This window comes from Aquirufa lenticrescens, from assembly GCF_019916085.1.
In the GTDB taxonomy this organism is placed as follows: Bacteria; Bacteroidota; Bacteroidia; order Cytophagales; family Spirosomataceae; genus Aquirufa; species Aquirufa lenticrescens.
The window spans coordinates 565,752-578,981 of record NZ_CP049834.1; the positions used below are offsets into that span (position 1 = coordinate 565,752).

Here is a 13,230-nt window from a genome sequence, read left to right on the forward strand (position 1 = left end):
AAATACGGCAATATGGTCAAATATCTCAAAATCTTCGTCAAAACAATCCTCTACGGATTGCTGGGGATTTTTTTGTTGATTTTTGCCACTATTCTTCTCCTTAGAGCGCCCGTTAACCAGACCTTATTAGCGAATTACTTAACGCCTAAAGTCGAAAAGGCGATTGGCTACCCCGTGAAAATGCAGGGCATTCAGGTTAAGTTTTTTGACGAAGTCAGCATCAAAGGCTTAGAGGTAAAAGACCCTTGGGGCGCTAAAATGATCCAAATCGATCAGCTCGATGTCAATTTTAGCATCACTAATTTATTCTTACAGCCAGGAAAACCAAGTTTGGATTATGCGCGTTTGACGCGGCCTAATGTGCATTTGATCTTTGAGAAGAAGACCGGAAAAATGAACATTGAGGAGTTTATTTTGCGCTTGGAAAACTGGATTACTGGGGGAGTGAAAACGGTTAAAAAAGGGCCTTCTTCTATTTTTACGATACCGGAAGCGGAGGTTATTGATGGTGCTTTTTCGCTGGATGATAATACGGTGAAGAGCGAGGCCACTCGCCGTCATTTCGATATTTCTCACTTTACATTAGCGAAGGTTTATTCCAAAGTCAAGAATTTTTACATTAAAAACGATACGCTTGGGCTTCAGGCTATTGGTTTGCGTACGAGGGATCCTTTGACAGGTTTTGACGTGAAAAGTCTAAATACGGTGTTTATGATTTCGGATCACCAAATGCGTTTTGATCAATTGGATTTACGCTTTAACGATTCGCGCGTCACACGGAAATTTGTCGTGAATTACCGCGATATGAGCTCGATGACGCGTTGGATTACGGACGTAGATATGCAAGCGGATTTCAATGGAGCGCTAGTGAAAGGGGAGGATTTAGGGCGCTTTGTGGAAGCGATGTATGACTACAAAGGGATGTATCGTTTGAAGGGTGCGCTGAGTGGAACAGTGGCGAAACTGGATTTAAAAAAGTTTGAATTAGGTTTCGGTGCAAAGAGTGTTTTAAGAGGGGATTTTAATTTCAAAGGTTTGCCAGATGTGGACAAAACGGAGATGGATTTTGCAATGAAATCGTCCTTGTTTTACCCGCAAGATTTAGGTCCATATATCACAAAGTCAGCCGCTGAAAATATGGTTATTCTAGGCCCTGTGGCCTTTGATGGTCTCTTTAAAGGGAATAATAGCGTTTTTAGAACGGCTGGAAAATTGAAAACGGGTTTAGGTTATGTGGAGGCGGATGTGAAAATGAATTTGCAAGATTCGATGGCCTTTTCGCGCTATGATGGAAAGATCAAATTGCAGAAATTTAAGCTGGGTAAACTACTAGGTTTGGAACCTGTGTTAGGGACTTTAGACGCCGAAGGAAATTTGAAGGGAAGTGGCTTTGCGAAGAAATCGGCCAATATTGATTTTGATGGCAACGTTTCAGAGATCTTTTTTAATCAATACCTCTACCATAAAATTGCCTTGAAAGGAAACTTTCAGAAGCAATTATTTAAGGGTAATGTAAGCTCGAAAGACACCAATTTAGTCGCAACGATGTCAGGTTTAATCGATTTACGCGGGTCGAAACCAGTGTATCAAATGCAGGGGGAGATTAGCCATTCAAACCTACATAACATTCGTTTATTGGACCCTCAGGTAAGTCTATCGACAGATTTTGAATTAGACTTTAAGGGTAATCGTTTTGATGATTTGGAAGGACGTACGGTATTTTACAATTCTACTTTACGAACACCTAGTAAACCAGATTTACACGTGGAGTTAGTGACGCTAACTTCTGAAAATGGACCAGGCCAAAAACGCCATTACAAATTGACCTCAGACCTAGTTTCGGCAGAGATTAGTGGCGAGTTTACCCCTAGTTTATTGCAATCGCAATTAGGCCAATTAGCGGATGAATATGCGCTTTACTTCCAAAAAGGAGCTGATGAACGCTGGGGTTATTATGCCACCCATCGCCACGAAACAGATACCAAATACAAGGCGGACTTTACGGTCATTTGTCATCGGATTGATCCCATTTTAGCGCGCTTTTTCCCCTCCGTTCAGATTGGTGAAAACACGGTTTTCTCGGGAAATATCTCGAAAGGAAGAACGCTTTCAGTGAGTTTGGAAGCCTATCCAGACACCTTGGCTTTTGGCGGATATCAATTTTATCAGTCGGTATTTTCTTTCCAAAGTTCGAAATTCCTAGGCGCTCCTGAAGTTTCCTCTAGTCTGGTTTTCTCTTCTAGAAAACAGCAATTAAACTTCTTGACGCCTACAGAGAATTTTAAATTGGATGCGCTTTGGGATCAAGATCGCATCAACTTTGGCCTTGATTTTAAACAGCAAGGTGAGGAGAATTCAGCTCATTTAGCGGGGGCTTGGGCTTTCGAAGAAGAGGGTTTGTCTCTGAAATTTAAGGATACCTATTTCCGCATTTTAGGCCAAGACTGGGCGATGGATCCAGCCAATAAAATCACGATTCAAGGGCCGGAATGGAAGGCGGATCGGGTCTTAGTTTCGAACCAAAATCAATCTATTTCGTTGCAAGGTAGCCTTTCGAATGACACAACGGAGACCATTAAATTGCGGGCGAATCACTTCCAATTATCTACCTTGAAACCCCTGTTTGCCACGAAGACGACGGGTGAATTGAATGGAGAAATTGCAATTCAAGATTGGTACCACCATACCCGTTTGGACTCCTGGTTATTAGTGGATTCGTTGCGGTTGAACAAGTTTTATATTGGGAATTTGCAGGGGGTAGGCACCTATTTAGCGGACGAAAAAGCGATGGATTTAAATTTAAACTTAAACCGTTTAGGGGAATCCGTTTTGTCTTTGACTGGGTCCTATATGCCTTTTGAGGAGGACCAAAAATTGAATGTGAAAGCTGAATTGAATCAAACAGATTTACAGATTTTAGAACCCTTTACGGAAGGGGTTTTTTCTGGTTTGAAAGGTTCTGCATCGGGTAATTTGCACATCGGAGGCTTGCCTACGAAGCCGGAGATAACGGGAGATATCGTATTCTCGAAGGCGGGTGCGGTATTTGATTATTTGAAAACATCGATGTCTGTATCGGATACGGTAAACTTTACGCCACGTAAGATTTATGCCAAAAACTGGAAAGTACTTGATGCAGAAGGAAATAAAGCATTAGTCAATACCACGCTGCAGTTTCCAGAGGGTAAGCCCTTTGAGCTGGACATCCTAGCAAACTTAGATCATTATAAATTATTGAATACGAGTCGGGAGCCGAATTCGATTTATTACGGGTTAGGCTATGCCTCAGGTCCGATGCGGGTATCTGGATCGATTGATAATTTAGTCGTTTCGGCTGATTTAAAATCGGAGAAAGGGACACGCTTATTCATTCCCTTAGATAGGGAAGAGGATGCGACAGAAGCGGAGGATTATAGTTTTGTTAGTGAAATTGAGGCGACTAATGTGGAGCAAGCAGTTGCGGCCGTTTCAACAAAACTGCAGGAGGATGGGATTACGCTCGACCTTCGTTTAGCCTTGACCCCTGAGGCCTATGGAGAGGTTCAGTTTGATGCGAAGAAAGGGGATGTGATGCGGATGTATGGTTCAGGTGACATCAAGATGAATTTGGACAAAAAAGGGGCCTTTAAAATGGTGGGTGATTATGCCATCGATCAGGGGGATTATACCTTTACGCTTCAAAATTTGATTAATAAAAAGTTCGCGATTCAACGAGGTTCTAAGATCTCATGGACCGGTGATCCACTTGAAGCAAACGTGAATATCAAGGCAATTTATACGCAATATGCGTCCTTATTCCCCATCTTATTAGATACGACTAATAAGGGTAATTTGCCGGAATTTAAGCGCCGTTATCCAGTCGATGTGACGATTAGTTTACAGGATCGCTTGTTATCACCAAGCGTGAATTTTGATATTGGTATCCGGGATTATCCAAAGGATATGACCTTGAACGGCGCAGTGACTGCCTTTACGAATCGGATCAAAACCGATGACCAGGAGTTAACGCGTCAGGTAAGTAATATCTTGTTGTTTGGCCAGTTAGTTTCTCCATTCGGTGGTAGTGGTTTAGCCCTAGGAAATTTGATGGGTAATTTCACGGAGATGCTCTCGAACCAGTTGAGTAATTTGGCCTCTAAAATCAACAAGGATTTAGATATTTCAGTATCTCTGGGTGGGGGAGCCTTGAATCAAGACATCTTGTCCAATCTACAATTACGGGCCTCTTATAACTTTAATGATCGCTTGCGCATTACGAGAAGTGGTGGATTTACCGATGCTAGAAACCAAACGAGTCCGCAGGTATTACTTGGCGATTGGGCCTTGGAATGGTTTGTGAAGCCAGATGGAAGTTTACGTTTGAAGACCTATAATCGGAACGTGCAGACGACGATCTTAGGTTCCTTTAACTCCTATCAGATTAACCAAACAGTGGGCGCCAGCTTACTCTATAATAAGGGTTTCAATACCTTCTTTTGGCAAAAGAAGAAATAAAAAAGGCCACCCTTTCGGATGGCCCCTTTCAAAAATAATAGGAGGAAATTACTTTACCTCGAATGCACCAGTTCCGATTTGGAAACCTTCTGCATATAATTCTACTGTGTATTTACCTGGCTTGTAAGCAACTCCACCGCGTGGGTAAGTTACCGCTACTGTTTGGCCATCGTTTGAATAGTCAAATGATTGCTTAGCCGTGTAAGTTAATTCTTTTCCGTTGATCGTGATACGGCCAGAACCGATTGCTTCGTCAGATAAAGTAGCGCCTTCACCATCTAATACGCGAACGTAAACCGTCTTGTTTTCTAACTTAGTAATAGGGTTCGTTGCAAGGCTAAATACCACTTTTAATTTCTCGATTTTCTTACCGTTCAAACGAGCTCTCTCTGTTTCTTTTCCTTTTGCATTCACCGCTAAAACTTTCAAGTTTTGAGCTTTTAAAGCAGCTGCGATGCTCACTTTACGCGCTAATTCTTTGTTGCGTTGGCTAACAGAAGAAAGTGTATCGTTTAACGTTTGGTTTTGGTTTTTCAAACCAGAGTTCTCTGTGTTTAACGTTGCGTTTTGCGTTGTTAACGTTTGATTGCTTTCTGTCAAAATACCGTTTTGCTTTTTCAACTCAACGATTTCGCCATCTTTAGTTGTTAAAACCGCGTTGTATTCTTTGATTTTCGCTTCGTAAGAGGCGATCGTTGCGTGGTTTGAGTTCTTTAAAGACGCTTTATCTTGTTCTAGTTGAACTTTCAATGCTTCTAAATCAGCTACTTGACCACCTAGCGATTTAATCTCGGCGATTTTAGCATCTAATTGGGTAGAAATCGAATCCAAAGAAGAGCGCGTATTCGCTAATTCAGTTGCTTTTTGTTCGATTTGCGTTGCTTGGTCTTTCGTCGTTTGGTACGAACGGAAGTACAAAACTCCTAATACTGCCGTTAGCACAGCTAAGACAATAAGGGCAGTTTTGGAATTGTTGTTAGGCGATTGTTCCATTTGGTATAAATTGATTTTTAAGGGTTTATAATTTTTAATGGCGCAAAATTACAAAATAAAGTCCACATTTCAGGGGGTATTTCGGATTGAAGCCTCTTTTTGATTAATTTGCATTACATATTTGTATCCTATGCCTACATACGACTTTATTGTCATCGGTTCTGGAATTGCTGGTTTATCCTATACGGTAAAGGTAGCGGACTATTTTCAGGAACGTCAAATTCCCATCAAAATTGCCTTGATTACGAAGACCGTGGCCGAAGAAACGAACACGAAATACGCGCAAGGAGGGATTGCAACGGTTTGGGATACAGCGGATTCCTTTGAAAAACATATCGATGATACGATGGTGGCCGGCGACTTTGTGAGTGATCGCAAGGTGGTGGAAATTGTAGTGAAAGAGGCGCCTGAGCGTTTGAAAGAATTGATTGCCTACGGAACAGATTTCGATCGCCAGGCTGATGGGTCTTTTGATTTAGTAAAAGAGGGAGGCCACTCGGATAAGCGCATTTTGCACCACAAAGATTCCACGGGAAATGAGATTGAACGGGCTTTATTAGCCAAAGTCAAATCGTATGACTGCGTGGATTTCTTCACCCATTACTTTGCCGTTGACTTAATTACCCAACACCATTTAGGGGAGAAAGTGACAAAAGATACTCCGGGTAAGAAGTGTTTTGGGGTCTATGTTTTGAATCTCAAGACAAATAAAATCGAAACCTTTTTAGGGAAAACCACTTTGTTAGCGACGGGTGGAATCGGTCAAGTCTATCAATCGACGACCAATCCGACGATTGCGACAGGGGACGGAATCGCCATGGCTTATCGCGCCAAAGCCTTTGTTCAAGGAATGGAATTCATTCAATTTCACCCGACGGCCTTATATAATCCAGGAAAGAAACCTTCTTTTTTAATTTCCGAAGCCGTTCGTGGCCACGGAGGTATTTTGAAGAATCAAGACGGTTCTACTTTTATGGAAAAGTACGATTCGCGTCTTTCGTTAGCTCCTCGTGATATTGTGGCGCGGGCGATTGACTCGGAGATGAAAAAGAATGGAACGGACCACGTTTTCTTAGATACGCGTCACATTCCTAAAGAGGAGATTCTACAGCATTTTCCGATGATCTATAACCATTGCCTGAAGGTGTTGGGGATTGATATGTCGCAAGAAATGATTCCGGTTGTTCCCGCACAGCACTATTTATGTGGCGGAATTATCGTGAATGAATATAGCCAAACGAACATTGAAAATCTCTATGCAGCCGGAGAATGTTCGTTTACGGGCTTGCATGGGGCGAATCGTTTGGCCTCTAATTCCCTATTAGAAGCGATCGTTTATGCGCACCGCGCTTTCGAGAAATCGGTATCCGAATATGGAACTCAAATTTTGCCGGAGGGCATTCCATCGTGGAATGATGACGGAACGCGTCATCCGGAAGAAATGGTCTTAGTAACCGAAATGACTCGTGAGTTAGAGTCGATTATGTCGAATTACGTGGGGATTGTTCGGACGGATCGCCGTTTGAAAAGAGCCTATGATCGTTTGGAATTGATCTATTTAGAGCACGAAGAATTGTACCGTCAATCGAAAATTACGGTGCCTTTATGCGAATTAAGAAATATGATAAATGTGGCCTATTTGATCATCAAACACGCAAGGGCCCAACGGGAAAACAAAGGTTTACACTATAACCTAGATCTGATTCTTTAGGTAAGAAACGATTACATCAAGTCCTTTTTCGAAGTGGTGATTGTTCGGGATCACGATATCACAGCTGCGTTTGTGCGGGCGAATGTATTCCTCATAAGTGGGCTTCACGTGGTATTTCCAGCGGTACATCACATCCTGCAAATCATAACCACGCTCTTCATTGTCGCGCTTGATTCTGCGCTTTAATTTGATTTTATCTTGGGCGTCGATGAATATTTTTAGGTCCAAAAGCTGTGCCACCTCCGGAAAGTGAAATACAAAAATCCCCTCTACCACCAAGATTTTACGCGGATGAAAATGCAACATGTCTGGCACCCTCTCCGTGTTGTTGAAGGTATACTCTAAACGACTAACTACTTCGCCATTGCGTAATCGTTCGATATCAGCCGCAAAAGCTTGGTCGTCGATGGCGCCCGGAAGATCGAAGTTTTCGATTCCGTTGTGATCTTTTGTCTGATCTTCAATGGGACGGTAGTAATTATCTTGGGACAAAAGACAGATGTCATCGGTTTTGAACTGTTCCATTAATCGGCTTAAGAAGAGGGTTTTACCTGAGGCGCTACCTCCAGTGATACCGATAATAAAGGGACGTTCGATTGTTGACATATGTGTTTAATTCCGTTGCAAATTTGCGAAAAGGTTTTTATTTAAGCTAAAAAACGACTTTCATTTTCGGAATTTGAGGTAAATGGCTACCTCATCTTTGACCTGCGTCGAAACATGCTGTAGTTCCGCTTGCTCGAATTCGTCGATGATTTCTTGTTCAAAAAAGAGGTCTTTCCCGCATCCATCGTGCTGTAATCGCTCTGTTTTAGATATCTCTTCTTCGATGATGACAATGCCATTTTCGTTTAAGGCACTTTTGATTTTCGCTAGCATTGCTGTGCGATCTTCGAATTCGTGCCAAGCATTAAATACCCAAATTTGATCCAGTTTTTGCAAACTTTCTGGATTCAATGCGACCTCCGTCTGCCAAACTAAACCCGTTTTCTCCGTGAAATAGTCAATACTGTCTTGGATATCCTCCTGCTCTACGAGTGGATCCACCAGCGTTAGGTGTTGTGCAGGATAATGCAAGCATAGGCTTACTTCCCACCAGCCATATCCGCAGCCAATTGATGCGATGCGATCTTCTTTTTGCCATTGCCCAAAATCGTAGAATTCTTTCATAGACTCGCAATTTAAGGTATATTTGACCAATAAAATAAAAACACTATGGCGATTTTTATTGCACCGACGGCCAGCGTCATGGGCCGCGTTTTTGTCTCGAAGGATGTGTCTGTTTGGTATGGCGCAGTGATTCGTGCAGATGTAGAAGAGATTCATTTGGGTGAAGGATGCAATATTCAAGATAATGCAGTTCTGCACGCAGATGAAGGTGATAAAACCATCATTGGACCTCACGTTACGGTCGGTCACGGTGCGATTGTTCATGGCGCAGAAATAGGCGAGGGTAGTTTAGTGGGAATGCAAGCTACGGTGTTGAATAGGGCCAAAGTAGGCAAGTTTTGCCTCATCGGAGCTCATGCCTTAGTCACGGAAGGGATGGAAATTCCTGATTACTCCCTTGTTTTAGGAACGCCAGCAAAGGTCGTTAAGACGCTGAATGAAGATCAAATTAATCGCCTTAAATACGGCCCACCACATTATGTAAAAATGGGTGCCGAACACAAATCAGGCAAATTCCCTTTATTAACCGCAGCAGACTTCGAATAATGGAACTCATACTCATTCGCCACGCGCACGCAGGGCCACATACAGCTGACGATAAAGGTCGCCATCTTTCGGAAAGAGGTATCGAAGAAGCTCTCCTTTTAGGCGAATGGATGCATTTGAAACAATTCCCTGCGGGGTTTTGGCTAATTTCTGATGCTATTCGCACGCGAGAAACGGCAGAATTACTCGGTAAGCCCTTTTCGGAATTTGAGTTATCCGAATTTTGGTATATCTCTAGCGGTCCAGATTATGTGACCGAAATCGCGAAGCGAACGGAACCCATTTTGTACCTGGTTGCGCACAATCCATCTATTTCTTACCTTGCCTCGTATTTAACCGGTGATATGATCCAAATGGAAACTGCGGGTTGTCTATCTTTGCATTTTCCGGGTCTAAGCTCTTGGTCAGAAATCACCAAAGCCTCGGCCACCATCACGCATCAACTATGAACAAGAATCAAAAAATCTTTCGCTGGGTGTTAATATTGTTTACGCTGCTGATGATTGCGTTAGCGGTTCAGATGGCAAGCAATACCACTGCACCCTGGAACAAAAAGAAGCATAGCAGTCGCTAGTCGTCCTTCGGACTTAGTCACGACTATGTCGTTTAGTCGCCGCGTTGCGGCTTAGTCGTCCTTCGGACTTAGTCGACTGAAAATATTTTATGAATGCATCGCCGCAGGCGAATCCAACTCTATGCTTTATTCTTTGTGCTTTATGCTTTAAAAGAATATCTCTACTCTATACTCTCTAATCTATACTCTAAAGTACACTAGCGATGTGACGCAAATGATGCTCACAATGCCACGCATAGATCCCCAACACCTTATCTAAAGGATAGGTGAATCCACGTTCTGGGTGTAAATAGGTTTTCTTCCAATCTGCTTCCGTTAGTGTTTCCATTAAATATACCCAACGCAAGTGGATGTAACGCAAGCCCTCAATAGACCAAGCGATAGGTGCTTGATTGCCGTCTGGCATCGATGCCCAATCGTCTTCGCTGTAGGGTTTGATGGTCGGATTTTCTTCCGTTAAAGCCATCTTGAAACGGATATAGCTGTTCATGTGGCTATCCATTAAATGGTGAATTACTTTGCGAGCAGACCAGCCACCTTCGCGGTAAGGTTTCTCTAATAAGGTTTCATCAACACCCTTTAATAAGGCAGTTAAATCTTCAGCTGTCGTTGCGATGGTTTTGATCCAAGCAGCTCTGATTTCTGGCGTAATAACCTCTGGCTGTTTGTATTTCCCGATAGGGTATTGCAATGGGTTCAGTTCTGTATTAGACATTCGTGTAAAATTTAGTGATGTCGATAGCCGCTTCTCTCGTGTGAGCAATCAAGGGATGAACTCCTGTTTTGATGGCTTCTAACATTTCTTTGGCGGTATCTTTACTTAAATGAGCGACATGTAGAGGAAGCAATGTTTCGCCCTCTTCGATTTCCAAAGGAGTGCAAACGCGGAAATTTTCGGTTCCAAGGGCTGCTAATTCAGCTGCTTTCTGTTTAATAGCTTGGAAGCTGGCTTCTAAGGCCTCATCGTTCGCGCCACTAATTTCCAAAACTTGGATTTCTTGTGCTGCTTTGGCTTGCAAGGAAGCTGCAATGGTTTCGTCTAAGGCTTTTAATTGCTGGCTAATGAAATAGTAGTTTTTGCCCGTTCTTAAGCGCTCCCGGATGGATTGACGGATGAAGTAGGTCAAAGAATCCGTCACATTAAGCCCAATTTCAGCCATTTGCTTGAAGATTAATGAGCTAGGCGACATGCCTGGAATAGTGTTGGGATCGTGTAAAACGACAATGCCATTCGTATCTAAGAAACCATCAATACGGGTACAAACGCCAAAACCTAAGTCCTCAAAAGCTTGTTTTACTTGCGCTTGAATCACTTGTAAGTGAGCCAGGCTCGCGTGCATTGGGATGCGTTTACGCGTTAATTTTGATTTGTATTTGGCATTAAAATCAAACACTTCTACTGATTCGTCGATAACAATCTCGGTAGGAGGGAGAGCCACTGCCTGACCGGCTGGGGTTTGGATGACACCACAACTAAATTCGTTTCCATTCACGAAGGACTCTAATAAGATGGCATCTTCTGAGTGAATGGATTGAATGCTTGCTTTTGTGACCGTGTGGGTGAAGTACTCGCGAAGGGCTTCTAATAAGTTAGCTGGATGATGGTAAACCTGTTTCTGGAACACGACTGGGAAACCGATTCCCTCGTCTAGGTTGACCATTTTTTGTAATAAAGCTACATGTGCCTCTTCGTCTAATTTAATCCACTCCTCGCGGTAAATTTCCTCAATGAAAAGACATTTTTTGATGGCTTTATCGAAAACCTCCAGAGAATCTTCTTTCACGAAGGCAAGGCCTATGGAGGATCCTTGGTGTGGGGCTTTGGCCACAAAAGGGATACCGATTTCTTTCTTTACTTGTTCGAAAAGGGTCTCTCTGCCGTATTTAGTATAGTCGTCCCGTTGTAAAACGAAGAATTTCTTCTCTAAGCCAACGGACTTTTTCAGCCATTCGTTTTGTTTGGCCTTGTCGATACCGATGGCAGATCCTAGCACACTAGGTCCAGAATAAGGAATGTTATACCATTCTAATAGTCCTTGAATACTGCCGTCCTCTGCGCCTGGACCATGCATAGCGATGAAGGCAAAGTCAAAGTGTTTGGCAAAATCAGCCGGCTGAATGATCGTTCCGACTTCTTGTAGAAGAGCAGTCGCATCCGTATCGGGCAATGATTCAATGTAGACGTTGAAGGGAGCGGTTTGGAGTCGTTGTGGGGGATAAAATGAGCGAATCGATTCCTCGAAAATGAGCTCCTCTTTGATCAAGATAAAGTTGCCTAAGCTATCCACGAAAACGGGGATGGGCTGAAACAAAGCCTTGTTTAGGTGAGCCATGGCTGTTTTACCACCTAAAAAACTGATTTCCCGTTCACGCGCGGGGCCGCCAAAAAATATTCCTATCCGCATCATATGCCTTTTAGGGTTTTACTTCTTCTACTGCTATAATTTCTGGGACATCTCTACGGATGGCCTCTTCTACCCCTGCTCTGAAAGTCATAGCAGACATGTTGCAAGATTGACAATTGCCTGTTAGGGCTAATTTAAGCACATTTTCAGGAGTGATTTCGACAATTTCTACATTGCCACCATCGGCTACTAAATAAGGTCTAATGCTGTCTAACGCGGTTTGAATGCGATTATGTAGCGGGTGATTTTCCATATTAAGAGGCTTGATTCGCGTTAGAAATGGCAACTTGCTGGGCTAAATTAGCTGCAATGGATGCAAACGCATCGGCGCTTGGGCCTTCACTCGAGGCGATGGGTTTACCTTCGTCACCTGCTTCGCGAATGGCTTGAATTAACGGAACTTCACCTAAGAAAGGAACCGCATATTTTTCGGCTAATTGCTTTCCGCCATCCTTACCAAACAAATAGTATTTGTTTTCAGGCAATTCAGCTGGAGTGAAATAGGCCATATTTTCAACTAAACCTAATAAAGGAACATTGATGCCCGCTTGTTTAAAGAAGGCTAATCCTTTCGTCGCATCGGATAAAGCGACTTTTTGAGGAGTCGTTACGATTACTGCGCCAGTAAGTTTGATTAGCTGTACTAATGTCAAATGTATGTCCGATGTCCCTGGAGGAAGGTCGATTAATAAATAATCTAATTCATCCCAGTTCGTATCCCCAAAAAACTGACGCAAAGCCTGCGTCATCATAGGTCCTCTCCAAGGCACTGGACTTTCGCTCGGAGCTAAAAAGCCCATGGAAATCATCTTGATGCCATATTGCATGATGGGTTGAATGCGATTCTTGCCATCTACTTCTGTTACAAGCGGCTGTAAATCTTCTGCTCCAAACATCACCGGAATCGAAGGTCCAGAAATGTCTGCATCTAAAATCCCCACTTTCGCTCCAGCATTTTTCAAGGCCATCGCTAAATTCGCCGTTACGGTTGATTTACCTACGCCACCCTTACCGGATGCCACAGCAATCACGTTTTTCACGCCTGGAATGAGGGGGTCTTTTGAGGTCAAAGTGGTTACTTCGGCCGTCATATGAATGACGATTTTGAGGTCTGGATGCACTAAGTTGTGAATCGCGTCTTCGCAATCTTTTCTGATCTTCTCTTTTAGTGGACAGGCTGGTGTCGTTAAAACAACGGTGAAGCGAACTTCGCCCACGCCTAATTCCACGTCTTTAATCATATTCAAGGTCACTAAATCTTTCTTCAGATCTGGCTCTTGAACGGTGCTCAAGGCACCTAATATAATCTCTTTGCTTACGCTTAATTCTCCCATGAA

At 43.1% G+C, this 13,230-nt stretch carries 11 protein-coding genes; 4 read left to right on the plus strand and 7 right to left on the minus strand.

What is annotated here, in order from left to right; all coding sequences use genetic code 11:
* Positions 1-12 precede the first annotated feature (12 nt).
* Entirely contained in the window at positions 13-4,494 is a 4,482-nt protein-coding gene (locus G9X62_RS02650) for a translocation/assembly module TamB domain-containing protein (protein WP_223131265.1), read from the plus strand.
* A gap of 48 nt (positions 4,495-4,542) precedes the next feature.
* Here G9X62_RS02650 and G9X62_RS02655 read toward each other — a convergent pair whose 3' ends face one another.
* Entirely contained in the window at positions 4,543-5,487 is a 945-nt protein-coding gene (locus tag G9X62_RS02655) for a hypothetical protein (RefSeq protein WP_223131266.1), read from the minus strand.
* A gap of 130 nt (positions 5,488-5,617) precedes the next feature.
* Between G9X62_RS02655 and nadB the strand changes: the two genes are divergently transcribed.
* Positions 5,618-7,198, plus strand: a complete 1,581-nt coding sequence (gene nadB, locus G9X62_RS02660; RefSeq protein ID WP_223131267.1) for an L-aspartate oxidase — start codon at positions 5,618-5,620, stop codon at positions 7,196-7,198.
* Here nadB and udk read toward each other — a convergent pair.
* Both udk and G9X62_RS02670 read right to left on the minus strand, forming a co-directional pair.
* Positions 7,181-7,804, minus strand: a complete 624-nt coding sequence (udk, locus tag G9X62_RS02665; protein WP_223131268.1) for a uridine kinase — start codon at positions 7,802-7,804, stop codon at positions 7,181-7,183. The genes nadB and udk overlap by 18 nt on opposite strands.
* A 60-nt stretch (positions 7,805-7,864) precedes the next feature.
* Positions 7,865-8,368: a methyltransferase domain-containing protein gene (locus G9X62_RS02670; protein ID WP_223131269.1), complete on the minus strand. Its 504-nt coding sequence runs from the start codon at positions 8,366-8,368 to the stop codon at positions 7,865-7,867.
* A 45-nt stretch (positions 8,369-8,413) separates the two neighbouring features.
* On the opposite strand from G9X62_RS02670, the gene G9X62_RS02675 reads away from it, so the two are divergent.
* Positions 8,414-8,914 (plus strand): gamma carbonic anhydrase family protein, encoded by a 501-nt coding sequence (locus G9X62_RS02675; protein ID WP_223131270.1) that lies wholly within the window; start codon positions 8,414-8,416, stop codon positions 8,912-8,914.
* Positions 8,914-9,363 (plus strand): SixA phosphatase family protein, encoded by a 450-nt coding sequence (locus tag G9X62_RS02680; protein WP_223131271.1) that lies wholly within the window; start codon positions 8,914-8,916, stop codon positions 9,361-9,363. The genes G9X62_RS02675 and G9X62_RS02680 overlap by 1 nt, the downstream gene beginning before the upstream one ends.
* Before the next feature lie 312 nt (positions 9,364-9,675).
* Here the strand turns inward: G9X62_RS02680 and G9X62_RS02685 are convergent, their stop codons facing one another.
* From G9X62_RS02685 to G9X62_RS02700, 4 genes are read right to left on the minus strand one after another with little or no spacing between them, the layout of a single operon-like run.
* Complete coding sequence (locus G9X62_RS02685) at positions 9,676-10,203, minus strand: YfiT family bacillithiol transferase (protein ID WP_223131272.1); 528 nt, start codon at positions 10,201-10,203, stop codon at positions 9,676-9,678.
* The gene (locus G9X62_RS02690; protein WP_261345538.1) at positions 10,196-11,896 is read right to left on the minus strand and encodes a D-alanine--D-alanine ligase family protein; all 1,701 of its coding nucleotides are present in this window, start codon (positions 11,894-11,896) and stop codon (positions 10,196-10,198) included. The genes G9X62_RS02685 and G9X62_RS02690 overlap by 8 nt, the downstream gene beginning before the upstream one ends.
* Before the next feature lie 7 nt (positions 11,897-11,903).
* Entirely contained in the window at positions 11,904-12,146 is a 243-nt protein-coding gene (locus G9X62_RS02695; protein WP_223131273.1) for a NifU family protein, read from the minus strand.
* A gap of 1 nt (position 12,147) precedes the next feature.
* Complete coding sequence (locus G9X62_RS02700) at positions 12,148-13,227, minus strand: Mrp/NBP35 family ATP-binding protein (RefSeq protein ID WP_223131274.1); 1,080 nt, start codon at positions 13,225-13,227, stop codon at positions 12,148-12,150.
* Positions 13,228-13,230 lie beyond the last annotated feature (3 nt).

Coding starts and splice junctions, on each gene's coding strand:
- G9X62_RS02650 (WP_223131265.1), top strand. CDS start 13: ATGGTCAAATATCTCAAAATCTTCGTCAAAACAATCCTCTACGGATTG.
- G9X62_RS02655 (WP_223131266.1), bottom strand. CDS start 5,487: ATGGAACAATCGCCTAACAACAATTCCAAAACTGCCCTTATTGTCTTA.
- nadB (WP_223131267.1), top strand. CDS start 5,618: ATGCCTACATACGACTTTATTGTCATCGGTTCTGGAATTGCTGGTTTA.
- udk (WP_223131268.1), bottom strand. CDS start 7,804: ATGTCAACAATCGAACGTCCCTTTATTATCGGTATCACTGGAGGTAGC.
- G9X62_RS02670 (WP_223131269.1), bottom strand. CDS start 8,368: ATGAAAGAATTCTACGATTTTGGGCAATGGCAAAAAGAAGATCGCATC.
- G9X62_RS02675 (WP_223131270.1), top strand. CDS start 8,414: ATGGCGATTTTTATTGCACCGACGGCCAGCGTCATGGGCCGCGTTTTT.
- G9X62_RS02680 (WP_223131271.1), top strand. CDS start 8,914: ATGGAACTCATACTCATTCGCCACGCGCACGCAGGGCCACATACAGCT.
- G9X62_RS02685 (WP_223131272.1), bottom strand. CDS start 10,203: ATGTCTAATACAGAACTGAACCCATTGCAATACCCTATCGGGAAATAC.
- G9X62_RS02690 (WP_261345538.1), bottom strand. CDS start 11,896: ATGATGCGGATAGGAATATTTTTTGGCGGCCCCGCGCGTGAACGGGAA.
- G9X62_RS02695 (WP_223131273.1), bottom strand. CDS start 12,146: ATGGAAAATCACCCGCTACATAATCGCATTCAAACCGCGTTAGACAGC.
- G9X62_RS02700 (WP_223131274.1), bottom strand. CDS start 13,227: ATGGGAGAATTAAGCGTAAGCAAAGAGATTATATTAGGTGCCTTGAGC.